Source organism: Micromonospora sp. DSM 45708 (assembly GCF_039566955.1).
GTDB lineage: Bacteria > Actinomycetota > Actinomycetes > Mycobacteriales > Micromonosporaceae > Micromonospora.
This window is the reverse complement of sequence record NZ_CP154796.1, coordinates 5,192,140-5,215,015: the sequence shown is the minus strand read 5'-3', so window position 1 is coordinate 5,215,015 and position 22,876 is coordinate 5,192,140. Positions and strand designations below refer to the sequence as shown.

Below are 22,876 nucleotides of genomic sequence, written 5' to 3'. Positions count from 1 at the left end.
TCACTCCCCGGCGCGCTCCGGCGATCCGCCGCGCCCGCGACCGGGGGGCTCCTCGCGTACGACGTTGCCGCTCCTCCTGCCGACGAGCGACGGGTCCACGTCCTCGGGTTCGATGAGCCCGGCGACGTGGCCGGAGGCACGCACGACCTCTCCACCGGCGACGAAGCTCCGCATGCCCGTCTCGCCGGTGGTACGGAGCGGAACGGCGAGGGTGCCCGACCGGCGTCCGCTCCGCCAGTCGAGTTCCAGCCGCCACCGCACGTCGCTGTTCTCGGTCACCGCCCGCACCACCAGCGTCCCCGGCACGGTGACAGCTTCGAAGGCGGGCCATACCAGCGGCTGGTCGAAGTCGAGGAGCAGATTGACCATCGGCCGCGGCCGGCCCCCGGAGTCCGCCGGGGCGGACGATTCCAAGCCGCACATGAGGGAATCGACGGAGTCGCGGTGATGGGGTTCTCGGGACTCCACGACCGCGCGGACTGCGGTGATCTCTCCGGCCGGTGCGGTGAGGTCGACCGAGACGACGTGCAGGTTGGTCGGCAGGAGGACCGGCTGGGCGGCGCGCCCGGACTCCGGCGGCAGCAGGAGCGCGGTCTCGATGTGGGTGAGGGCGCGGCCCCTGACGGGCTCGTGCCACTCGGCGGCGGCGACGGAGAACGTCTCGTCGAGGTAGATCTTGCCGGTGGGCGCTGTCACGGTGGGGCTGATCCGGAACGGGTGCCTGCGCGCGAGGGCCGTCGCCGCTCCGGGCACGTGCCGCAGCATGGGTCCGGAACCCGGCCGCCAGCCCGACCAGGGCGCGGGCCGGGACGGGACGCCGGGTCGTGCCGCCAGGCACGCGCCGAGCGCGTTGAGCATGCCCGGCAGTTCGGAATAGCGGACGTCGGCCCGGAACTCCATCCGCCGGACGCACCAGATGGCGAACTCGGTTGCCTGGTCGCGGGCCGCGACATCACCGTGCAGGTGGAAGCGGCGGAGCAGGGAGGCCACCACGTCCTGGGCGACCGGCGCGAGACCTCGCGGCACCCCGGCGGACGGCATGCGGGTGAAGGAGGACAGGAGCGCGCGGACCGCGTCCCGATCCGCATCCCGCCCCTCCGCCTCGTAGGCCAGAACCCGGGACAGGAGCAGCAGGATCGTCCGATCCCCGGCGGACGGGTCGTCAGGTCGCTCGTGCGTCGCCATCTCACAGGCCCGTGCGGCCCGTCTCGCCAGCGCGGCGTCCTGCTCCATGCCCGCCAGGAAGGGCAGCACCTTGGCGGCGTGATCCCAATGGAGGCCGGCCGCCGGCGAGCCGGACGGGGAGAGCGTCGCGGCGCGCTCGGTGGCCTCCCCGAAGGAGTGCATCAACTCGACGCCGGTGCCGTCGTCCACGTCGAGCAGGCGTCTCAACGTGAGAGCGAGGTTGCTCCAGATCACGAGATGGTCGCCCGGGACCCGGTGGAGTAGTTGCCGGTGAAGCCGCACGCACCACTGCAGGTCCGCCGGCGAGGTGTGGTCGAGCGCGCCCAGCAGGGACTGCGCGACGGCGACGAGCCGGTCGCCGCCGCCGGCCTGGTCCGGATCGCGCACCGCCGCCTCTACCAGCAGCCCGTACGCCTCGCCGAGGGCTTCCCGGTCGCGGGTCCACTGGTAGCGGGCGACGTGCAGGTGCGACAGGTTGACCAGCAGGCCCGGCAGGCCCGGGAAGCCGCCTGCGCGGGCCCGCGCGACTGCTCGCTCGGTCAGCGCGCGTGCCTCGTCGAAGTCGGCCTGGCGGCCACTGTGCCGATAGCGCTCGTACGGGACCGCGGCCGAGTTCGCCAGGGCTGCCGTTTCCGGGTCCAGGTGGGCGGTCATCGGTCGCCCGCCAGACCGGCGGTGGAGAACGGTTCGCCGTCGAGGTCGATCAGCGCGACTCCGTGCCGGCCGTCGCAGGTCCAGTGCAGGTCCAGCCGCCAACGCACGAGTTCGCCGGAGGCGTGCGCGATGAGGGCGAAGACCTCCGGATCGTCAGCGGTCACCTTGAAGGGAAAACCGGACGGGCCCTCGGCGAGCAGGCGCGGCGGATCCTCACTCAGCCACAGGTGGAAACGGCGTACCGGTAGCTGGCCCAGATGGTGCACCGGACGTGCCTCCGGAAGGGGTTGCCGGGACAGCACGACGGGCTCCATCCGACGCAGAATGACCGCCTGGGGCCCGCTGGTCTCGACGGTGATGTCGACGGCATGGCCGCTACGCGGCACGATCAGCGAGCCGACGTCCTCGCGGATCCTGAGATAGTTCCCCACTTCCAGCCGGGCGCTGACGGTCAACGGCGGACCCTGCACCGTCCTGACCGGATCGTCGGCCGCCGGTGCGGTTGCCGGTTCGGCCGCCGACCGCCGCCACAGCCACGCCAGCGCCGACACCACCACCGCAGCCGCGGCGGTCGCGCCGAAAATGGTGCTGGACCACTGGTCGGCCTTGTCTCGACCCTCACGAACCAGAAACCAGCCCAGCCCGGCCGCCGCCCCCACGGTCACCGTGACGACGATCGGGAACCAGACCCGTCGATGCCTCCACACCGGCACGGTGCCATCATCCCCGCCCGGGAGAGCTTCCTCAACTGGCGGGCGACCGTCCGGCTCGATGTTCGTCGGTTGCTTCCGGGCGGCGGTCTGGGATGCTTCGGCCATGCCTTCTTTCCGCCCACCTTCGCCGACCGGGTCGTCGCGCTGCCGGCCGGCGCCCAGTTCGAGGCGTTCCTCGACGAGCACCGCGACGCGCTCGACGGCTGCCTGGACGGGCTGACCGAGGAGCAGGCGCGCCGGTCGCTGGTGGCTTCCCGGACCACGCTGCTGGGCCTGGTGAAGCACGCGACCTTCGTGGAGAAGGTCTGGTTCGACGAGGCCGTCACCGGCCGGTCGCGCGCGGAGATCGGCATCCCGGAGCGCTCGGAGGAGTCGTTCGTCCTCGACGACGGCGACACGATCGCCACCGTCCGGCGGGCCCACCGCGAGGCCTGTGCGGCGTCCCGCCGTGCGACGTCGTCCCTCGATCTGGACGATATCCTGCGCGGGCACCGGCGTGGCCCGCTGCCGCTGCGGTGGGTCTACCTGCATGTGCTGCGCGAACTCGCCCAGCACTGCGGACACGCGGACATCCTGCGTGAGCAGCTCCTCGACGGTTGACGCCGCCCCGGTGATCCGCGTCAGCCCGGCTGCGGCGTGAAGAAGCGGACGATGTCGTCGGCCGCGGTGGGCGACAGCATCATCGCGTGCACCCGGGCGGACATCTCGGCGATCGGCTGGATCCTGCGGAACATCGCCTCCTCGTAGGCCCGGATCGCCGCCTCCGGGTCGGCGGGGGCGTCGACGAGAGCGGCGGCGAGTTCCGCGGCGTCGAGCATGGCCTGGTTGGCGCCCTCGCCCACCGGCGGCATGAGGTGGGCAGCGTCGCCGATGAGGGTGACGCCCGGCCGGTGCGCCCAGCGGGTGTCGGCGGGCATGGCCTGGATCCGGCGGGGGTTCGGCGGCCCGTCGCCGGCTTCGACGAGTGCGGCCAGGCGGGGGTGCCAGCCGTCGAACAGGGTCAGCAGGTCGCGCTTGCTGCGGCAGGTGGCCAGGCGCGGGTCGTCCGGGGGCAGGGAGATCCCGACCCGGATGCTGCCGTCGCCGAGGCGTTGCGCGGACAGGATCTGGCGTACGCCGACGCACCAGAGGTTGCCGGGGCCGACCAGGTCGGCGAGCTCCGGGTGGCGCCGGTCGGCGTCGCTGATGCCCAGCTCCACCACGGTGGACACGGCGGCGACGGGAGCGTCGGTGAGCAGCGGCCGGACGACCGATCGGGCGCCGTCCGCGCCGATGAGGACGTCGCAGTCGTCGCGGTGGCCGCCGTCGAGCGTCAGCCGGAAGCCGCCGCCGGGGCGCGGCGTCGCCGCGACGAGCCGGTGTCCCCACCGGACCGTGTCGGCGGGAAGCGAGTCGAGCAGAAGGTCACGCAGTACGCCGCGGTCGATCTCGGGGCGGCCGTCGAACGAGCCGGGTCGCGGCTCGTGGTGCACGAGCGTGTGGCCGGCCGGGTCGAGGATGCGGTGTTCCTCGCCCTGCGGCCGGGCCGCGGCCCGGAACCGGTCGGTGAGGCCCGCCTCGTCCAGCGCCCGTTGCCCGGACTCGGGGTGCAGGTCGAGCATTCCGCCCGGGGAGCGCGTCGTGCGGTCCGTCTCGCGTTCGTGGACCACCGCGTCGATGCCGTGCCGGTGCAGGATCCGGGCCAGCGTCAGGCCACCCAGGCCGCCGCCGGCGATCACGATTCGCATCGCCACCTCCATTACCGTACGATGTATTTCATGGATACACCGTACGGTAGCGTACCCCTGCCGGTCTGGGAACGCCCCGAGCCCCAGCCACGGGCGGCGCCGGTGCCGTTGACCCGGGCGAAGATCGCCGCCGCCGCGATCCGGCTCGCCGACGCCGACGGCCTCGACGGGCTGTCGGTCCGCAAGCTCGCCAAGGCGCTCGGCGTCGGCCCGATGCGCCTCTACGACTACGTGCTCAACCGGTCCGAGCTGCTCGACCTCATGGTCGACGCGGTGTACGCCGACATCGCCGAGGCCGACCGGAACGACGACTGGCGGGCCACCGTGCTGGCCGTCATGCATCGGACCCGCGAGGCCGCGCTCGCGCACGAGTGGTTCGCCGACCTGCTCGGCACGCGTCCCCACCTGGGCCCGCACGCGCTCGCCGTGGGCGAGGCCACCGCGGCGGCGCTCAGCCGGGCCCCCGCCGTGCACGGGGTCGACGATCTCCAACGGGCCCTGGGCGCGCTCAACGCGTTCGTCGTCGGGGCGCTCCGCCGGGAGATCACCGAGCGACGCACCGCCCGCTCGACCGGCACCGACGTGGCCGCCTGGCAGACCGCCCTCGGGCCCTATCTGACCCGCGTGCTCGACACCGGTCGTTATCCGACCGTCGCCCGGCTCGTCGTCGACGGCGCCCACCTCGACGCCGCCGAAACGTTCCACCACAACCTGGTCACCGTCCTGGACGGCATCACCGGCCGTCCGTGACGGCCTCGGTCGGTCGGTGGCGACCGGTCAGGTGGACCGCTTCGGGAGCAGCAGCTCCTCGTGGTCGAGTTCCCGTTCCAGCACGCGGAGTTCCTCGTCGGGCAGCCGGCCGGAGTCCCGCCAGCGGACCAGCTCCTCGCGCTGCGCGTCGATGGTCGCCCGGCGGACCCGCAGCGCCGTCTCGTACTCCGGTGAGGTGGGCATCTCGGACGAGCCGCTCTGCTCGATCAGGTCGAGCCGGCCCCGGTAGCGGGCCAGGCGGGTCAGGAGTTGGGTACGGATGGTGTTGACGGCCACCCCGCTCTCCGGATCCTCGACGGCGACGGCGTCGAGGCGGGCCAGGGCGGCCTCCACCGCGGCAGAGCGGGCCTCGTTGCGTACCCGGGCCTGGTCGGCCTCGTTGGCGCGCAGGCCGAGCCGCCGCACCAGCGGCGCGAACGTCAGGCCCTGCCCGACCAGCGTCACCAGGACGACCACGAACGTGCAGAACAGCAGCAGGTCACGGTCGGGGAAGGGGGCACCGCTGTCGGTGGTGAGCGGCAGCGTGAAGATCGCGGCCAGGCTGATCACGCCGCGCGTGCCGGACCAGCTCAGCGCCGCCACCTCCCGCGCGGTCAGCCGGTCGGCGTTGCGGTCGGCGCGGGCGACCTGCCGGGCGCTCGCCGGCTCGTCGGCGTCGTCCGGCTCGGCGATGCCACCGAGCCGGGTGTGCAGCGACCGGGGGAGCGACTGGGTCAGGACCAGCCAGGCGGGGCGCAGCAGCAGCACCACGCCGACGGACACCGCGACGGCGGTGACGATGGTCGAGGTGTCGTACTGGCGCAGGTTCTTGACGACCTCGGGAAGCTGCTGGCCGATCAGCAGGAAGACGAAGCCCTCGAGGAGAAAGTCGACCAGCCGCCACACCGCGTTGGTCTGGAGCCGGGCCGCCCCGGACCCGAACTGGGGCGTCTGGTGGCCGACGATCAGCCCGGCGACCACCACCGCGAGCACGCCGGAGACGTGCAGCTCCTCGCCGATCAGGTAGGCGACGAACGGTGTCGCGAGCGAGATCGCGTTGGACAGCAACGGGTCCGCGGTGAGCGGTCGGGCCAGCCGCTTCGCCCAGGCGACGACGGCGCCCACGGCGACGCCGCCGACCGCCGCGATCACGAACTGCGCGACGGCGCCGGGGAAGGAGAACGTCCCGCCGACGGCGGCGGCCACCGCGACGCTGAGCATGGTCAGCGCGGTGGCGTCGTTCAGCAGCCCCTCGCCCTGAATGATGGTGACCATCTTGGGCGGCAGGTTGACCCGGCGACCCACCGCCAGGGCCGCCACCGGGTCGGGCGGCGCGACGGCGGCCCCGACCGCGATCCCGGCGGCCAGCGTCGCGCCGGCCACGAACAGGTGGAACCCGATGCCGACGAGCAGGCCGGTGAGGAGCACCAGCACCACGGAGAGGCTGACCACGATGCGCAGGTTGCGGCGCAGGTCCAGCAGCGAGGAGTCCAGCGCCGCGCTGTAGAGCAGCGGCGGCAGCACCACCATCAGGACGAGGTCGGGGTCGAGGCCGATGTTGGGGCCGGGAAGCAGCGCGTACGCGATGCCGATGAGCGGCAGGAGCGCCGCCGCCGGCAGGCCGGTGCGGGCCGCCACCCACCGCACGGCGATGATGACCGCGACGGCGGCGAGCACGAACAACAACGTCGAGTGGATGCTCACCTCGACCGACCCTACACAGGGTGGTCCTCGGACCAGCCGGCGGCGGCCGGGGCCTGCCAGTTGACCACCAGCACCTCGCCGTCGGCGTCCCCGATCAGGTGCCGCCCGACGTGCCGTCCCACCGGCGACGCCATCGGCACCTCACCTGCCGGAAACGGCATTGACATATTTCACTGCCCGGCCTAGGGTCTGGTCGAATCGATTCGAGTCGCGTTGTGGCGTTCCAGCGACGACGGCGGGCGGTTCGGGTCGCGATCGGGTGCGTGCGGTGCGGGTGCCGCCACCGACGCGACGGCCGGCTGGTCCCGCACCGGGCATGCGGACCAGGGGCGAAGTCCGGGGAGCTGAGCCGACCACGGCGGACCCCGTCGTGCGTGTCCTCCCCGTGCCGGCCGACGGAGTGGCGGTACGGGGATCGCCGTCGATCCCCGTACCGAAAACGTTCCCACCAAGTGGCGAAGGAGCCGCGTCATGAGATTACGCAGCACCGTCTTCGGGCCCCTCGCGGCCATGGCGGTCCTGGTCGTGGTGGCCGCGACGACAGTGGCCGGCGGCCCGGGCGGGTCCGCGTCGGCCGCGGAGGCCGGGACGCTCGCCGGGACCGCCGGGTGCGGCCGGGCGCCCACGCTGACGAGTGGTCCCCGGTCCATTCAGAGCAGTGGCCAGAACCGCAGCTTCATCCTGCGGATCCCCGACAACTACGACCGGAACCACGCCTACCGGCTGATCTTCGGATTCCACTGGAACGGCGGCACCGCGAACGACGTCGACTCCGGTGGGGCGGACCGGGAGGCCTGGTCCTACTACGGGCTGCGACAGCAGGCGAACAACAGCACCATCTTCGTCGCGCCCCAGGGCAACGGCAACGGCTGGGCCAACCCCGGCGGTCAGGACGTGACCTTCGTCGACGACATGATCAGGCTGATCGAGGGGGATCTGTGCGTCGACACGACGCAGCGGTTCGCGCTCGGTTTCAGTTACGGCGGTGGCATGAGCTACGCGCTGGCCTGCGCCCGGGCCACCGTCTTCCGCGCCGTGGCGGTCTACTCCGGTGGTCAGCTCAGCGGGTGCGGCGGCGGCACGCAGCCCATCGCGTACATGGGGATCCACGGCATCGGGGACCCGGTGCTCAACATCTCCGCCGGACGCTCGCTGCGGGACACGTTCGTCCGCAACAACGGCTGCACCCCGCAGAACCCGCCGGAGCCGAGGGCGGGCAGCCTGACGCACATCACCACCACCTACGCCGGCTGCCGGTCCGGCTATCCGGTGGTGTGGGCCGCGTTCGACGGCGGCCACACCCCCGGGCCGGTGGACGGCGGCGGGGACAGCGGTGCCCGGACCTGGACGAAGACCGAGGTGTGGCGGTTCTTCACCCAGTTCGGTGGCGCCGACCCGACACCCACCCCGACGGCCAGCCCGACCACGCCGCCGCCGGGCGGCACGTCTGTCGTCCGCAACGCCGCCGCCGGTCGGTGCCTGGACGTCAACGGCGGCTCGCAGGCCAACGGCGCGGCGGCGATCATCTGGGACTGTCACGGCCAGAGCAACCAGTCCTGGACCTCGACCGCGGCCCAGGAGCTGCGGGTCTTCGGCGGCAAGTGTCTGGACGTCAACGGCGCCGGCACGGCCAACGGCAGCTCCGTGATCATCTGGGACTGCAACGGCCAGTCCAACCAGCGGTGGCGGCTCAACGCCGACGGCACGATCACCGGGGTCGGTTCGGGCCGGTGCCTGGACCTGGTGGGCGCCGGTACGGCCAACGGCACGCGGACCGAGATCCGGGACTGCACCGGCGCGGCCAGCCAGCGGTGGAGCCGCGCCTGAGTCGTTGACCGTTCTTTGTGTGAACGCTAACATATGATGTCTTATAGATCGACATTGATCTATTAATCGTGACCGGGAGGCGGATCGGATGTTCAGCACAGTGAGTCGTCCACGGAGATCGTGGCGGGCGGTGATGTCGGCGGCGGCGGCATCGGTCCTCGCGGCGGCGGCCGTCCTGACCGCGTCCGCCTCCCCGGCCCAGGCGGCCACCGCCATCACCGTCAACGGGGCGTCCGGCGGGCGGGCGCTCGACGGCGTCGGCGCGGTCAGCGGCGGCGGCGGGAACAGCAGACTGTTGATCGACTATCCCGAGCCGCAGCGCAGCGACATCCTCGACTACCTGTTCAAGCCGGGCTACGGCGCCGCGATGCAACTGCTCAAGGTGGAGATCGGTGGCGACACCAACTCCACCTCCGGCGCCGAGCCCAGCCACGAGCACACCCGGGGCGGCGTGAACTGCAACCGGGGCTACGAGTGGTGGCTGATGGAGCAGGCCCGGACGCGCAACCCCAACATCGGACTGATCGGCCTGGCCTGGGGTGCGCCGGGCTGGATCGGCAACGGCAACTTCTGGTCCACCGACTCGATCAACTACCTGGTGGGGTGGCTGGACTGCGCGGCCACGCACGGGCTGACCATCAACTACCTGGGCGGCTGGAACGAGAAGGGCTACAACACCACCTGGTACAAGAACCTGCGTTCCACGCTCAACTCCCGCGGCTACGGCAACGTGAAGATCGTCGCCTCGGACGACTTCGGGTGGGGCGCCGCCGACGACTCGCTGCGTGACCCGGCGTTCGCCAGCGCGGTGCAGGTCTTCGGCAGCCACTACGTCTGCGGCTACCGCAGCGCCCAGACCAACTGCCCCAGCTCCGCCAACGCCGTCTCCACCGGCAAGCAGCTCTGGGCCAGCGAGAACGGCTCCGACGACTACAACGCCGGCGCGCCGGCACTCGCCCGGGGCATCAACCGCGGCTACCTCGACGGCAAGATGACCGGCTATATCAACTGGCCGGCGATCGCCGCCATCACCCCCAACATCCCCTGGGCGACCACCGGTGTGGCGGTGGCCCAGCAGCCGTGGTCCGGCGCGTACTCGATCGGCAAGAGCACGTGGGTGATGGCGCACACCACGCAGTTCACCGCCCCGGGTTGGCGCTACCTCGACGCGTCCAGCGGCTACGTCGGCGGCAACCGCAACAACGGCAGCTACGTCTCGCTGAAGTCCACCAACAACAGCGACTGGAGCACCGTCATCGAGACGCAGGACGCCGGCGCGGCCCAGCAGCTCGACTTCACCGTCACCGGCGGGCTGTCCACCGGCACCGTGCGGGTCTGGGCGACCAACCTGCGGTCCAACAACACCGCCGACCACTTCGTCCGCAACACCGACATCACGCCGAACGGCGGGCGCTTCTCGCTCACCGTCCAGCCCGGCTACGTCTACAGCATCACCACCACCACCGGGCAGGGCAAGGGCACCGCGGTCAGCCCGGCGCAGGGCAACCTGAAACTGCCGTACAGCGACAACTTCGACAGCTACGCCACCGGCCGCGAGGCGCGGTACCTGATGGACCAGCAGGGCTCGTTCGAGATCGCCGGGTGCACCGCCGGGCGCACCGGCCAGTGCGTCCGCCAGATGTCGGAGCAGGCGCCGATCTACTGGACGACCGGCCAGGCCGAGCCGTACACCCTGCTGGGCGACCTGACCTGGCGCAACTACACCGTCTCCTCGGACGTGCTGCTGGAGAAGCCCGGTTACGTCCAGCTCATCGGGCGCGGCAACACCTACAACCACCAGGGGCCGCAGAACCTGAACGGCTACTACTTCCGGGTCACCGACGGCGGCGCGTGGTCCATCCGGAGCAACAACACCAGCGGCAACTGGCGCACCCTGGCCAGCGGCAACACCTCGGCGCTGGGCACCGGACGCTGGCACAACCTGTCGTTGAAGCTCAACGGCAGCACGCTGACCGCGGCGGTCGACGGCACCACCGTCGGCACCGTGTCGGACACCACCTGGGTCGCCGGCCAGATCGGGTACGGCACCGGCCAGGGCGTCACCGCCCAGTTCGACAACCTCTCCATCACGCCGGGCGACGGCTCCGGCAGCCCGACCGGAGAGATCCGCAGCGCGAGCGCCAACCGCTGCCTGGACGTCAACGGCGCCAGCCAGGCCGACGGCGCGGTGGTGCAGATCTGGGACTGCAACGGCGGCGCGAACCAGCAGTGGACGGCCGGCACGAACAACCAGCTCACCGTCTACGGCAACAAGTGCCTCGACGTGGCGGGCACGGCGTCCGGCAGCCGTGCGCGGATCATGACCTGCAACGGCGGCAGCAACCAGCAGTGGCGGCTCAACGCCGACGGCACCATCGTCGGCGTCGGCTCAGGGCTCTGCCTGGATGTCAACGGCGCGGGCACCGCCAACGGCACCGCGGTCCAGATCTGGACCTGCAACGGCGGCAGCAACCAGCAGTGGGTACGCGGCTGACCCACGACCGTCCGCCGACCCGGCCGTCCCGTCACGGGGCGGCCGGGTTGGCGCGTCCTTCCTAAGATGACGGTCATGGATGTCGCTGCGGTGACGAATGTGGTCGTGGCCGCGATCTCGGTGCTCACCGTCGTCGTCTCCGCGTTCTTCGCGCTCCGGCAGCTCCGGCTGTCGCAGAGCGCGAACCACACCCTGGTCGCGATCGAGCTGCTCACCCGCGACCGGATGAGTGACGCGTTCCTGGACAGCCAGCAGTTCGTGCTCACCGAGCTGGGGACCGCCTGCCCGCGCGGCGTGCCGGTCAGCGAACTGCCGGCCGACGCCCGCAAGCACGTGAACCGGATCGCGCTCTACTACAACGGGCTGGGCCAGATGCTGGCCTTCAAGGTGGTCGAACCGGCACTCCTGCTCGGCACCGGCGGATACCGCGCCCGGGAGGCGTGGGCCGTGCTGGAGCCGTACATCCTCGCCGAGCGGGCGGCGCGTGGCGAGTCGTACCTGTCCAACTTCGAGCATCTCGCGGTGCTGGCGACCGAGACGCCGTGGCCGGTCGCCGTGCGCGGGCTGGGCCTGCGCCGGTTCGGCCACTACCCGGCGGAGGTGGGCCCGGTGGTCGGACGCACCGGTGGCCCGGCTGCGACGCCGGTTCCCGTACGACAAGCCGCCCGGCCCGAAGAGTGAGCTGATGGCGCGGCTGCGGGCGCTGTACGAGTTGGGCCGTGGCCGGCGCGGGTACGGCGAACGCTGCCCGAGGACCCGTCCCCGTGAGGGTGCGTCAACCGAGGGTTGACGGAGGTGCTGCGTCAACCTATGGTTGACGCATGGACGAGACCGAACCGCTCAAGATGAGCCACCCGGTGCGCCTCGACGACCTGATCGAGGGCATCAAGAAAGCCCGCCCCGACGCACTCGACCAACTGGCCGACGCGGTCCTCCTCGCCGACCACCTCGGCGACGTCGCCGACCACCTGATCGGGCACTTCGTCGACCAGGCACGCCGCTCGGGCGCCTCGTGGACGGAGATCGGCCGCAGCATGGGGGTGAGCAAGCAGGCCGCCCAGAAGCGCTCCGCCGCCAAGGCTGAGACCGCCGCCGCGCTCGACCCGAACGCCGGGTTCGGCCGGTTCACGCCGCGCGCCCGCAACGTGGTGCTGGCCTCGCAGGAGGAGGCCCGGGCCGCCGGCCACGCCGAGATCACCCCGGAGCACGTGGCGCTGGGGCTGCTCGCCGAACCGGACGGGCTGGCCGCCGCGTTGGTCAAGGCGAAGGGCGTACCCCTGGAGATGTTCCGGGAGGCCGTGGCCGCGACCCTGCCGGCGAAGGCCGACCAGGTCCCGGACCTGATCCCCTACGACGCGCGCGCCAAGAAGGTCCTGGAGCTGACGTTCCGGGAGGCGCTGCGGATGGGGCACAACTACGTCGGGACGGAGCACATCCTGCTCGCCCTGCTGGAGGAGGAGGGTGACGGCGGCGTGCTCCGCGGCCTCGGCCTGACGAAGGAGGCGATGGAGTCCGCGGTGGAGGGCGCGCTGGCGGAGCTGGCCCGTAAGCGGGCCTGAACCGCGTCGGGCACGCGCCACGGGGGCGCGTGCCCGACGTGCGGGTGTCAGTCGGCGGCGGGGAATCCGTAGCGGGCGGCGTGCTCCGGGTCGGCCGGGTCGACCTGGCGGATGCCGGCGTCGGCGAGAAGCTTGTTCACCTCGTCGAGCCGGTCCCGGACCAGCCGGGCCTCCTCCTCGGTGACCCGGCCACGGTGCGGCCGGCCGGCGTGCTCGAGGGTGCCGTAGTCGATTTTCTCGGCGGTACGCCGCGTCTTCGGCGGCCGGACCCGCTCGGCGGTGCGCAGCAACTGCGCCATCGGCACGTCGGTCGCCATCGCGTCGAACTCGCTGGCGGTCAGCACCACCCGGCGCGGCTCACCGCCGCCGTGCCGGTCGTGGATCTCCACCACGGCCACGTCCAGCGCGGCGTCGTCGATGCTCTCCACGTCGACCGGGGTGGCGTCCAGTTGCACGGGCCCGGCGACCAGGTCCGGGTGCTCCAGCACGACGACCCGGACCACCTCGTCGTCGGGGGCCAGCACCTGGCCGGTGAAGTCGGAGACGTGGATCGTCTTCTTGCCCATGCGCGGAGCTTCTCCTGTCGTAGGCCGGAAATCGGACCACAAGACGCTACCGCACAGGCGTACGAAGGCCGGTACGACCGCCGCCCGGTGTGTCGCCGCCCGCCCTACCCTGTCGTGAGGCCGCGCCAGGCGGGGGTGCCGGCCGGCTGCGCGTTCAGCTCGGCCCAGCAGGGCCCCCGGTGTCGGGCCTCGCGGTAGGCCGGCTGCGCCGGGAAGCGGGCGGGCGCGTCGGCGGCCCGCCAGCTCCGCGCCGGGTCCTGCTGGAATCGGTCATTCGGCTTCTGAGGCATGACCACTACCGTCCCAGAGAAACTTGTCCATGTATGAAAGTGAATATGACGCGGGGGCGAGGCGTTCGGTTCCGCCGAAGCGTCAGATTCCGGCCGCCGGCAGGCGGACCACGAATCGGCATCCGTCGCTGACGTTCTGGACCTCTACCCGCCCGCCGTGCGCCTCAACCAACCCGCGCACGATCGCCAGCCCGAGCCCGCCCGATCCGCTCGGCTCCACCGCCGCCGGCGTACGGGCCGGCTCGCCCCGGAACGCCACGTCGAAGACGCGGGGCAGATCGCCCGCCGGAATGCCGCCACAGGTGTCCGCGACCGCCAACCAGGCGGTGTCGACGTCCCGCCCCGCGTCCACCGTCACCGTGCCGTCGGCCGGCGTGTAGCGGATCGCGTTCAGCAGCAGGTTGCCCACCACCCGCGCCAGCTCCCGCTCGCTGGCCGTCACCGCCGGCCAGCCCGACTCGGGGGCGACCAGCCGGATCCGGCGGGCGGCGGCCAGCGGCGCCGCGCCGGCCAACGCGTCGGAGACCACGTCGCCGAGCGCCACCGTGGACAGCGACAACCGGAGCGCCCCGGCGTTGATCCGGGACAACTCGAACAGATCGTCCACCAGCCGGGTCATCCGGTCGGTCTCGACCCGGATCCGGCGGTGGTACTCGGCCACCGTCACCGGCTCGTCGACCACCCCGTCCTCCAGCGCCTCGGCCATCGCCCGCAACCCGGCGAGCGGGGTCCGCAGGTCGTGCGAGACCCAGGCGACCAGGTCGCGGCGACCCTTCTCGATCCGCCGTTCCCGTTCCCGGGCCTGGTCCGCCCAGACCGCGGCGGCGGCCAGCCGCCGACCGAACAGCCACCCCACCGCCAGGCTCACCACGGCGGCGGCGGAGAGCGTGGTCAGCACCACCTGGAGGTCGTGCGGGGAGAGGAACATGGCCTGGGCGACCACCGCCACCCCGGCGGCCACCGCGCCGACGGTCGTGGCCAGCAGCACCGAGATGTGCACGGTGATCGACCGGCCGCGCAGCACCCGCAGCGCCACCGCGCCGGCCAACCCGACCGCGAGCGCCGCGGCCAGCGCCGCACCGAAGATCAGCGCGAGGTCACGCATCGGTCGGCTCGTACCGGTAGCCGACACCCCAGACGGTGACGATGCGTCGGGGCCGGGCCGGGTCGGCCTCGATCTTCTCCCGCAGCCGTCGCACGTGCACGGTCACCGTCGACTGGTCGCCGAAGTTCCAGCCCCAGACCCGCTCCAGCAGCTCGGCCCGGCGGAACGCCCGCGCCGGATGCCGCATCAGGTGCGCCAGCAGGTCGAACTCGCGCAGCGTGAGGGCCAGCTCCCGGCCGTGCAGGCGGGCCACCCGGGGGCCGGTCTCCACCTCCAGGTCGCCGTCCGTGAGCAGCTCCGGCAGCGTGCCGGCCGGCTCGCCGCCGGCCCGGCGCAGCACCGAGCGGACCCGCAGCACCAGCTCGCGCGGGGAGAACGGCTTGCCCAGGTAGTCGTCCGCGCCCAGTTGCAGGCCGAGGACCCGGTCGGCCTCGTCGCCGCGCGCGGTCAGCATGACGATGGGTACGCCGTCCGGCCGCTCCCGCAGCCGCCGGCACACCTCCAACCCGTCGAGCACGGGGAGCATCAGGTCCAGCACCACCAGGTGCGGCGGGCGGCGGGACACGGCGTCCAGGGCCGCCGCCCCGTCGCCGGCGTGTTCGACCTCGTAGCCGGCGTGCTCCAGGTAGCGGCAGACCACGTCGGCGACCGTCCGGTCGTCGTCGACCACCAGCACCCGCTGCGCCACGGTGCACCTCCTGCCGGCCGGTAGGCCAGCGTAGCCACGGGCGGGCGCGTGATCCATTGCCAGGTTCTTACGGCCGGGGGCGGGCCGGGCGGGCCCGGTGGGCGTACCGTGATCATGTGCTCGACCGGCGGCTCTTCCTGCACCTGGCGACCTGGTTGGGGCAGTGGCCGGCGGGCCCCGGGTTGCACGTGGTCCGGTCCTGGCGCCGCGCCCGCCCGGCGTGGGACGGGCGGCTGCGCCCGGCCATCGGGGTCACGGTCGGCGACAGCACCGTCCTCTCGGTGCCGCCGGCCCGGGTCGAGGCGGTGCGCGCGCTGGTGGCGGGGCGGTCGATCGAGGAGTGGCTGCCCGCGCTGCCGGCGACGGTCGGCACCCCGGAACTCACCACGAACCGCGGGGTGTTCCGCTGGTGCACCGACCCGGCGCCGCTGCCCGACGTGGGGGAGTGGCTCCCGCCGGAGATGCCCGGCGCCCCGCCCTGGCTGGGCCTCTTCGACCCCGACGTGCTGGTGGTCCGGGACGCCGACGGCGCGTACCTGGCCGGCGTGGGGATCAAGCGGCACGACGCGTTCGGGCACGAGTTGGCGGTGGGCACGGTGCCGGCGGCCCGGGGGCGCGGACTGGCCCGGCGGCTGGTCGCGCAGGCGGCCCGGCGGGTGCTGGCCGAGGGCGCGATCCCCACCTACGTGCACCATCCGGACAACCTGGCGTCCGCCCAAGTGGCCGAGGCGGCCGGGTTCCCCGACCGGGGCTGGACCTCGTTCGGCGTCTTCCCGCACTGACCGGCGGTGTGGGCGCGGACCGTGGCTCCCGGGCCGGATCCACGGTCCGCTGCCTCTCCCCCCAGGCCCCGATGTTGGTAACGCTAGGTGAAGCCATGCGGCCGAGCAAGACGCTGACCTTGTCCGGTTGCGGACTTGACCTGTGGAATCGTTGTCGCAGCCAAACGGTGGGTCAGTGACGCAGCGTGTGGATCAGTGTGACCGCCTGGCGGGTGACCGGGCGGAGCACCCGCAGCCGGGACAGCCCCACGAGCCGGTCGACCAACGGGACCACGCCGTCGATGAGCTGCCGGGTCTTGGCCTGGCCGGGCGAGCGGTCGTGCACCCAGTAGAGCACCACGCCCAGGTAGCCGAGCCAGAGCAGCTCCGGCAGGGCCGCCCGCAGCTCCTCGTCCAGTTTCGCGGTGGAGCCCGACAGCACCTCGCGGAAGAGCGCCACCGACGTCTCGCGGGGCGCCGACGACTCGGCGGAGAACGGGCTGAGCGGCGAGGTCGGCTCCGCCGCCGTTTTGAAGAAGGTGCCGGCGAACGAGTGGTACGGGCTCAGCACGTCGATGCCGGCGTGCAGCACGCCGGCCAGCCGCGGCGCGAAGTCCCGCTCCCGGGCGAGCACCGGCGCGGCGGCGGTGCGGTGCTCGCGCTGGGTGTCCGCGTAGAACTCCTGGATGAGGTGTTCCTTCGAGCCGAAGTAGTAGTAGGCGTTGCCCACCGCCACGCCGGCCTCCTGGGCGACGGCACGCATGGTGGTGCGCGCGTACCCCCGCTCGCGGAACAGGCGCATCGCGGTGTCCAGGATCAGCTGGCGGGTCTGCTCACCCCGGGCGGTCGCCCCACCGCTCGGGTCACCCGCACCGGTCGTCGGCGCACTCTGCTCGGTCATCGTGGTCACCGTATCCCGGTTCCCGGACGCGTTCGCGGACCGCGGCGGCGACCGCCACCACCCGCCGGGCCAGTGGCAGCAGGTGCGGGCGGGCCAGCCGTTCGGCGGTGGCGCGGTGCCCGGCGAGCGCCCAGAGACAGGCGAACCAGGCGCCGTCGCCGGTCCAGACCGCGCCGGTGTCGGCGACCACTGTCAGGTCCTGCAGCGTGGCGTCGTGGTCGAGCCCGGGGAAGCGGCGCCGGGCCTGCGCCGACCCGGCCGCCACGAAATCCAGCGGTACGAGGTGGTCCCGCGAGGCGAGCCACCGCCGGGCGGAGCGGCACAGCGGGCAGCCGGCGTCGTAGAGGACGGTGAACCCGCGGATCCCACCGGCCCCGTGCCCGGTGGGATCCAGCGGGTGCCCGCCGGGGGTGGACGTCACCGGGCCGGCGGGTTCGGGCCGGCGGGCGGGACCGGTCGCGGGCCGCCCTGCGGCGGGTGCGCGGCGCCCTGCGGCGGGAATACCACGCCGGGCGGCGGGAGCATGCCGGCCGGCGGGAGCGGCGGGTGGCTCGCCTGGTGGCGCAGCCGGCCACGTCGGTAGCGGCCGAGCGCGAACACGTTGAAGAAGTGCAGGGCGCCCAGGACCAGGAGCACCATCCCCACCTTCAGGGACAGTTGCTCCAGCGCCTGACTGGCGTCGCCGATCGGGTCGGACTCCTTCATGGCCACCGTGACGTAGCCGAGGTTGAGCAGGTAGAAGCCGACGACCAGCAGGCTGTTGACCGCCTCGGCCAGCCGGCTGTCGGGGAACACGTCCCGCAGGAAGACCAACCCGTTGCGGGAGAGCGTCCGCGCCACCCAGACGGTCAGCCCGATGCTGACCGCGAGGTACGCCAGGTACATCCAGACCTTCGCATCCATCCCGTCGCCCTTCTTGAACGCGTTCAAATTTGCGTCGCGCTGAGCGTACGACGTCTTTTGAACGTGTTCAAGTCGACGGTGCCCGAAACGCGCGCCGGCCCGCCGTCGGTGGACGGCGGGCCGGCGGGCACGGACGGATCAGCCGGTCAGACCGAGCACCCGGGCAGCGGCCTGGCCGTTGGCGTGGCTCGCGCCGTAGGTGGCGACGAACGCGCGCGCGCCGGTCGGTCGCCAGGCGCCCGGCCAGCCCATCTCCACCACGGTCACCGGGTGCGTGGTGGCCAGCGCCTCGACCAGCTCCCGCGCCCCGGGCAGCCGGTGCAGGTGCCGCCCGACCAGCACCACCGGGCGCTCGCCGGCGAGCCGGCCCAGCTCGCCCGGGTCGGTCTCGCCGGCCACCGCGCGGGCCTGCTCGACACCGCCGGCCAGGTGCGGGCCCAGCCCCCACGGCACCCGCCCCTCGGCGATCGTGGAGGTGGCGTGCACCTGCACCACCAGCGGGGCGACCGGACCGGGCAGGTCGCCCTCGACGTGCACCGCCCGCAGCGCGGCGGCGTAGCCGAGGTCGTCGGCGGCCGGGGCCGGGGCGTCGGCCGGCCCGGTCCAGCCGGCGAGCGCGGCGGTCCGGCCGGCGGCCTCCTCCACCCGGGCGCGGTCCAGCCGGCCGTCCCCGAGCGCGGCGACGATCTCGGCGGCGACGCGTTCCACCAGGGCGGCGTCGACCTGGGCGCCGATGCAGAGCAGGTCCGCGCCGGCGGCCAGCGCGCGTACCGCGGCCGGACCCACCCCGCCGGCGGCCAGCGCCGCGCCCTTCATCTCCAGCGCGTCGGTGATCACCGTGCCGGTGAAGCCGTACTCGCCGCGCAGCAGGTCGTGCAGGACCGCCCGGCTGAACGTGGCCGGGCTGTCGCCGGTCAGCGCCGGCACCCGGATGTGCGCGGTCATCACCGCGCGTACGCCGGCGTCGACCACCGCGGCGAACGGCGGCAGGTCCCGCTCCCGCAGCACGGCCGGCGGCACGTCGACCGTGGGCAGCTCGTGGTGGGAGTCGGTGACCGTGGCGCCGTGCCCGGGGAAGTGCTTGGCGCAGGCGGCCACACCGGCCGACTGGAGGCCGGCGACCGCGGCGGCCGAGTGCACGGCCACCCGCTTCGGGTCCGCGCCGAACGAGCGGGTGCCGATCACCGGGTTCTCGTCGGCGGTGTTCACGTCGACCGTGGGCGCCAGGTCGAGCGTGAGGCCGAGCGCGGCCAGCTCCGCGCCGATCGCCGCGTACACCGCCCGGGTGAGGTCCGGGTCGTCGACCGCGCCCAGCGCGGCGTTGCCCGGGTACGGGCTGCCGGTGGCGTGGGCCAGCCGGGTGACGTCGCCGCCCTCCTCGTCGATCGCGACGATCACGTCCGGGCGGCCGGCGCGCAGCGCCGCCGTGGACGCGGCCACCTGGGCCGGGTCGTGCACGTTCGTGCCGAACAGGGTGTGCCCGGCGAGCCCGTCGGCGAGCAGGTCGACCGCCCAGCCCGGCGGCACCGGGCCCGGGTACGCGGCCAGCAACGTGCCCAGCGCGAGCCGACGGAGTCCTGGATCCAGCCCCACTGTCGTTCCCCTTTCCCTGCCGGGTCGTCCGACCTCCGTCGGACGGGGTGGCCGATACGCTAACGGGCACCCTTCGGCAGGCGTTTTATGGTTAGAAACCTTACGAAAAATTGAGGACGTTGGCATGAGTGCGACCCGGCTGCCCGGCACCCCCCGACTGTTGCGGGCGCTCAACGACCGTGCGGCGCTGGAGCTGTTGCTCGAACGCGGCCCGCTGACCCGCGCCCGCATCGGCGAGCTGACCGGGTTGTCCAAGGTGACCGCGTCCCAGCTCGTCGAGCGGCTGGAGGAGCGCGGCCTGGTCGCCCGGGTCGGCGAGCAGGCCGGCGGGCGGGGCCCGAACGCCCAGCTCTACGCGGTGCGTCCGGGCAGCGCGTACGTGGTCGGCGTGGACGTCGGCGCGGAGCGGGTGGTGGCGGCCTGCGCCGACATCACCGGCACCGTCGCCGGCCGGGTCGAGCAGTCCACGAAGGACACCGACGACCCGGTCGGCGTGGTGCACAACGCCGTGGTGCAGGCCGCCAGCAGCGCCGGGGCGGAGCTGTCCGCGGTCCGCCGCGTCGTGCTGGGCACCCCCGGCCTGGTCGACCCGCAGACCGGCGACATCACGTTCGCGTTCAACCTGCCGCGCTGGCACAGCGGCCTGCTCGCCGCGCTCCGGGAGGACCTGGACACCCCGGTCGTGTTCGAGAACGACGTGAACCTCGCCGCGGTGGCCGAGGCGCAGTCGGGCGCCGCCCGGGGCACCGCCGACTTCGTGCTGGTCTGGGTGGACGCGGGCGTCGGCCTGGCGATCATGCTGGGCGGCCGGCTGCACCACGGCAGCAGCGGCGCGGCCGGTGAGATCGGCTACCTGCCGGTGCCCGGGGTGCCCATCCCGCGCGACGTGTCGCGGCGGGCCAAGCCGGCGTTCCAGCAGCTCGCGGGCGCCGACGCGGTGCGCGCGGTGGCGGCCGAGCACGGCTTCGCCACGCCGGACGCGGCCGAGCAGGGCGTCGCGGCGACCCGGGCGGCCGAGGCGGTGCAGGCCGCCATCGCCGCCGGCGCGGCCGGTGGCCCGGTGCTGGACGAGTTGGCCCGCCGGCTGGCGCTCGGCGTGGCGAGCACCTGCGTGGTGCTCGACCCGCCGCTGGTGGTGCTCGCCGGCGCGGTCGGCCGGGCGGGCGGGGCCGCACTGGCCGGCCGGGTGCAGCAGGAGGTCGCGGCGATCACGTTGGTCCGCCCCCGGGTGGTCAGCACCGGGCTGACCGAGGAGCCGATCCTGCGCGGCGCGTTGCGCACCGCGCTCGACGCGGTGCGGGACGAGGTGTTCGGCTCGACGGTCGGTTGACCGCCGACCTGTCACCGCCCCGGCCGCCATGTGAAGGAATTCTTCACGGTGCAGGCGAAGTCTGCAAGGAGTTGCCGGCGCGGCCCGTCCGATGCGGGCCGCGCCGACGTGCTCAGATCAGGTCGCGGCGGCGGAACACCGCGAACGCGGCGGCCACCAGCGCGGCGGTGAGCCCGACCAGGACCACCAGGCCCGCCGGCCACCCCAACGTGTAGGAGCCGTCGCAGAAACCGGAGATCCCGGTGCTACAGGCGTTGTCGTCCCAGAACCGCACCTGGCCGGCGAGCCACGCCCCCAGATAGCTGGAGAGCATGAACCGGTCCGGCCGGCCGACCTGGAGGATCTGGAACACCAACCGCGCGCCCAGCTCCCACACCACCACGTACGCGGCCACCGTGCCGAGCGCCGCCGAGGTGTGCCGGCCCAGCGTGGCGACGGCGAACCCGAGCGCCGCGGCGAGCAGCACCAGCACCACGCCGCGCGCCCAGACCGCGCCGAGCCCGGCCCAGAACTCGCCGCTCGTCCGGCCGGTCAGCCCCGATGCCTGGCCGATCAGCCAGAACGCCCCGAGGTACGCCACCGACGCCAGCACGGAGAGCCCGAGCAGACCGCCCAGCAGCGTGCCGAGCTTCGCGGCGAACACGGTCGGCCGGCGTGGCCGCCACAGCAGCAGGTTGACCACGCCGCCCGAGTTCAGGTCCGCCCCGATGTAGGAGGCGCCGACCAGGAACCCGAACAGCGCCAGGAACGCGATCAGGAAGTAGAGCAGCGGCTTGGCCTCCTTGGCGAAGACGAACACGCCACTGAGGTAGTCGGACGCGGTCGGCAACCGCTCGGACTGCGCCGGGTCGATCTGGGCGCAGTCGCGCGGCAGGTAGTCGTTCTCGTCCGGGGTGAGCGTGCCCGCCTTGATCCGCAGGCAGCGGTCGTGCGCCAGCTCCAGCCGGCGTACCTCGTCCGCGGCCTGCGACTGGGCCCGACTCAGCTCCACCTCGGTCGGCCGGTGCGAGCCGCCCAGCGTGGTCACCACCGTCACCGCGAACGCGACCGCCAGCAACACCACCATGAGCTGCACGAAGCGCCGGGCGGCGAGCCGCTCCAGCTCGGCACGGACCAGGTTCACGCGTCCACCTCCCGGCTGTCCCGGACGTCGAGATCGATCACGCCGTCGTGCGCCGGCGCGCCGTCCACCTGTCGCGGCACCGCCACGTGCTCGTCGCCGCCGGTCAACTCCAAAAAGACGCTCTCCAGGTCGGGCCGGAGCGGGACCAGCTCCTGCACCCACATCCCCTGCTCGCCCAGCGTGCGGCTGATCACCTCGGGGTCCACCACACCGGTCACCACCAGATGGTCGGGGTGCCCGGCCACCGACAGGCCGGCCCGGCCCAGCAACTGCGCGGCCGGCTCGGGCTCGGCCACCCGGACCCGCCACTGGTGCTGGTCGAAACCGGCCAGCACCTCGTCGACCCGGCCGTACGCGACCCGCCGCCCCCGGCTGACGATCGTCACGTGGTCGCAGATCAACTGGATCTCGGCGAGGATGTGGCTGGACAGCAGCACGGTCACCCCGGACGCGGCGAGCGACCGGGTCAGGTCACGCATCTCCCGGATGCCGGCCGGGTCCAGCCCGTTCGCCGGCTCGTCGAGGATCAGCAGCTCCGGGCGCTTGAGCAGGGCGGAGGCCACCGCCAGCCGCTGCTTCATGCCGAGGGAGTAGCCCCTGACCCGCTCCTCGCCCCGGTCCCGCAGGCCGACCTGCTCCAGCGCCTCGTCCACCCGGCTGGTGGGCACGCCGCCGGCGAGCGCCAGCAGCCGCAGCGTCCGGTGCGCGGTGAAGTTGCCGAAGAACTGCGGACTCTCCACGATGGCGCCGACCCGCCCGGCCACGTCCGGCAGCCGCTCCGGGGACCGGGTGCCCAACACGTGCATCGTGCCGGAATCCGGCCGCACCAACCCGAGCAGGGCCCGCAGCGTGGTCGTCTTGCCCGAGCCGTTCGGCCCCAGGAAACCGTGCACCTGGCCCGCCTCGACCAGCATGTGGAAGTCGTCGACGGCGACCCGGCGCCCATGACGCAGCGTGCGGAACGTCTTGCGGAGACCGGCGATCTCGATGACCGCGCTCATCC

23 protein-coding genes are annotated in these 22,876 nt (G+C 73.2%); 8 read left to right on the top strand and 15 right to left on the bottom strand.

Annotation, left to right across the window (positions count from 1 at the left end):
• Positions 1 to 1,839, bottom strand: a complete 1,839-nt coding sequence (locus tag VKK44_RS22250; protein WP_343443163.1) for a hypothetical protein — start codon at positions 1,837 to 1,839, stop codon at positions 1 to 3.
• Positions 1,836 to 2,504: a hypothetical protein gene (locus VKK44_RS22245; RefSeq protein ID WP_343443162.1), complete on the bottom strand. Its 669-nt coding sequence runs from the start codon at positions 2,502 to 2,504 to the stop codon at positions 1,836 to 1,838. The genes VKK44_RS22250 and VKK44_RS22245 overlap by 4 nt, the downstream gene beginning before the upstream one ends.
• A 30-nt stretch (positions 2,505 to 2,534) precedes the next feature.
• Between VKK44_RS22245 and VKK44_RS22240 the strand changes: the two genes are divergently transcribed.
• Positions 2,535 to 3,152: a DinB family protein gene (locus VKK44_RS22240; protein ID WP_343443161.1), complete on the top strand. Its 618-nt coding sequence runs from the start codon at positions 2,535 to 2,537 to the stop codon at positions 3,150 to 3,152.
• A gap of 20 nt (positions 3,153 to 3,172) precedes the next feature.
• Here the strand turns inward: VKK44_RS22240 and VKK44_RS22235 are convergent, their stop codons facing one another.
• Positions 3,173 to 4,279, bottom strand: coding sequence for an FAD-dependent oxidoreductase (locus VKK44_RS22235; RefSeq protein ID WP_343447855.1), 1,107 nt, complete (start codon positions 4,277 to 4,279; stop codon positions 3,173 to 3,175).
• Between the two features lie 30 nt (positions 4,280 to 4,309).
• Between VKK44_RS22235 and VKK44_RS22230 the strand changes: the two genes are divergently transcribed.
• Positions 4,310 to 5,029 (top strand): TetR/AcrR family transcriptional regulator C-terminal domain-containing protein, encoded by a 720-nt coding sequence (locus VKK44_RS22230; protein ID WP_343443160.1) that lies wholly within the window; start codon positions 4,310 to 4,312, stop codon positions 5,027 to 5,029.
• 27 nt (positions 5,030 to 5,056) lie between these two features.
• Here VKK44_RS22230 and VKK44_RS22225 read toward each other — a convergent pair whose 3' ends face one another.
• A complete protein-coding gene (locus tag VKK44_RS22225; protein WP_343443159.1) occupies positions 5,057 to 6,733 on the bottom strand; it encodes a Na+/H+ antiporter in 1,677 nt (558 codons plus the stop codon).
• An 11-nt stretch (positions 6,734 to 6,744) separates the two neighbouring features.
• A complete protein-coding gene (locus VKK44_RS22220) occupies positions 6,745 to 6,894 on the bottom strand; it encodes a hypothetical protein (protein ID WP_343443158.1) in 150 nt (49 codons plus the stop codon).
• A gap of 310 nt (positions 6,895 to 7,204) precedes the next feature.
• Between VKK44_RS22220 and VKK44_RS22215 the strand changes: the two genes are divergently transcribed.
• The 4 genes from VKK44_RS22215 to VKK44_RS22200 all read left to right on the top strand — a co-directional run bounded on the left by VKK44_RS22215 (position 7,205) and on the right by VKK44_RS22200 (position 12,613).
• The gene (locus VKK44_RS22215) at positions 7,205 to 8,560 is read left to right on the top strand and encodes a ricin-type beta-trefoil lectin domain protein (protein WP_343443157.1); all 1,356 of its coding nucleotides are present in this window, start codon (positions 7,205 to 7,207) and stop codon (positions 8,558 to 8,560) included.
• Positions 8,561 to 8,648: 88 nt separating this feature from the next.
• Complete coding sequence (locus VKK44_RS22210) at positions 8,649 to 11,054, top strand: ricin-type beta-trefoil lectin domain protein (protein ID WP_458351553.1); 2,406 nt, start codon at positions 8,649 to 8,651, stop codon at positions 11,052 to 11,054.
• A 75-nt stretch (positions 11,055 to 11,129) separates the two neighbouring features.
• Positions 11,130 to 11,735: a DUF4760 domain-containing protein gene (locus VKK44_RS22205; RefSeq protein ID WP_343443156.1), complete on the top strand. Its 606-nt coding sequence runs from the start codon at positions 11,130 to 11,132 to the stop codon at positions 11,733 to 11,735.
• A 140-nt stretch (positions 11,736 to 11,875) separates the two neighbouring features.
• On the top strand, positions 11,876 to 12,613 hold the full coding sequence (locus VKK44_RS22200) for a Clp protease N-terminal domain-containing protein (RefSeq protein ID WP_343443155.1): 738 nt from the start codon (positions 11,876 to 11,878) through the stop codon (positions 12,611 to 12,613).
• Between the two features lie 47 nt (positions 12,614 to 12,660).
• Here the strand turns inward: VKK44_RS22200 and VKK44_RS22195 are convergent, their stop codons facing one another.
• From VKK44_RS22195 to VKK44_RS22180, 4 genes are all read right to left on the bottom strand, one after another.
• The gene (locus VKK44_RS22195) at positions 12,661 to 13,179 is read right to left on the bottom strand and encodes a hypothetical protein (RefSeq protein ID WP_343443154.1); all 519 of its coding nucleotides are present in this window, start codon (positions 13,177 to 13,179) and stop codon (positions 12,661 to 12,663) included.
• Positions 13,180 to 13,283: 104 nt separating this feature from the next.
• Complete coding sequence (locus VKK44_RS22190) at positions 13,284 to 13,469, bottom strand: DNA repair protein (protein WP_343443153.1); 186 nt, start codon at positions 13,467 to 13,469, stop codon at positions 13,284 to 13,286.
• Between the two features lie 82 nt (positions 13,470 to 13,551).
• On the bottom strand, positions 13,552 to 14,574 hold the full coding sequence (locus tag VKK44_RS22185) for a sensor histidine kinase (RefSeq protein WP_343443152.1): 1,023 nt from the start codon (positions 14,572 to 14,574) through the stop codon (positions 13,552 to 13,554).
• Positions 14,567 to 15,262, bottom strand: coding sequence for a response regulator transcription factor (locus VKK44_RS22180; protein WP_343443151.1), 696 nt, complete (start codon positions 15,260 to 15,262; stop codon positions 14,567 to 14,569). The genes VKK44_RS22185 and VKK44_RS22180 overlap by 8 nt, the downstream gene beginning before the upstream one ends.
• A gap of 116 nt (positions 15,263 to 15,378) precedes the next feature.
• Between VKK44_RS22180 and VKK44_RS22175 the strand changes: the two genes are divergently transcribed.
• Positions 15,379 to 16,044, top strand: a complete 666-nt coding sequence (locus VKK44_RS22175; RefSeq protein ID WP_343443150.1) for a GNAT family N-acetyltransferase — start codon at positions 15,379 to 15,381, stop codon at positions 16,042 to 16,044.
• 172 nt (positions 16,045 to 16,216) lie between these two features.
• Here VKK44_RS22175 and VKK44_RS22170 read toward each other — a convergent pair whose 3' ends face one another.
• The 4 genes from VKK44_RS22170 to VKK44_RS22155 all read right to left on the bottom strand — a co-directional run bounded on the left by VKK44_RS22170 (position 16,217) and on the right by VKK44_RS22155 (position 19,420).
• A complete protein-coding gene (locus tag VKK44_RS22170) occupies positions 16,217 to 16,924 on the bottom strand; it encodes a TetR/AcrR family transcriptional regulator (RefSeq protein WP_343443149.1) in 708 nt (235 codons plus the stop codon).
• On the bottom strand, positions 16,887 to 17,345 hold the full coding sequence (locus tag VKK44_RS22165; RefSeq protein ID WP_343443148.1) for a thiol-disulfide oxidoreductase DCC family protein: 459 nt from the start codon (positions 17,343 to 17,345) through the stop codon (positions 16,887 to 16,889). The genes VKK44_RS22170 and VKK44_RS22165 overlap by 38 nt, the downstream gene beginning before the upstream one ends.
• Positions 17,342 to 17,827 (bottom strand): hypothetical protein, encoded by a 486-nt coding sequence (locus VKK44_RS22160; RefSeq protein ID WP_343443147.1) that lies wholly within the window; start codon positions 17,825 to 17,827, stop codon positions 17,342 to 17,344. Before VKK44_RS22160 ends, VKK44_RS22165 begins: the two co-directional genes overlap by 4 nt.
• A 138-nt stretch (positions 17,828 to 17,965) precedes the next feature.
• Positions 17,966 to 19,420: a glycoside hydrolase family 3 protein gene (locus tag VKK44_RS22155; RefSeq protein ID WP_343443146.1), complete on the bottom strand. Its 1,455-nt coding sequence runs from the start codon at positions 19,418 to 19,420 to the stop codon at positions 17,966 to 17,968.
• 124 nt (positions 19,421 to 19,544) lie between these two features.
• On the opposite strand from VKK44_RS22155, the gene VKK44_RS22150 reads away from it, so the two are divergent.
• Positions 19,545 to 20,750, top strand: coding sequence for an ROK family transcriptional regulator (locus VKK44_RS22150; RefSeq protein WP_343443145.1), 1,206 nt, complete (start codon positions 19,545 to 19,547; stop codon positions 20,748 to 20,750).
• Between the two features lie 112 nt (positions 20,751 to 20,862).
• Here the strand turns inward: VKK44_RS22150 and VKK44_RS22145 are convergent, their stop codons facing one another.
• Entirely contained in the window at positions 20,863 to 21,873 is a 1,011-nt protein-coding gene (locus VKK44_RS22145) for an ABC transporter permease subunit (protein ID WP_343443144.1), read from the bottom strand.
• Positions 21,870 to 22,874 (bottom strand): ATP-binding cassette domain-containing protein, encoded by a 1,005-nt coding sequence (locus VKK44_RS22140; protein WP_343443143.1) that lies wholly within the window; start codon positions 22,872 to 22,874, stop codon positions 21,870 to 21,872. Before VKK44_RS22140 ends, VKK44_RS22145 begins: the two co-directional genes overlap by 4 nt.
• Between the last annotated feature and the right edge of the window lie 2 nt (positions 22,875 to 22,876).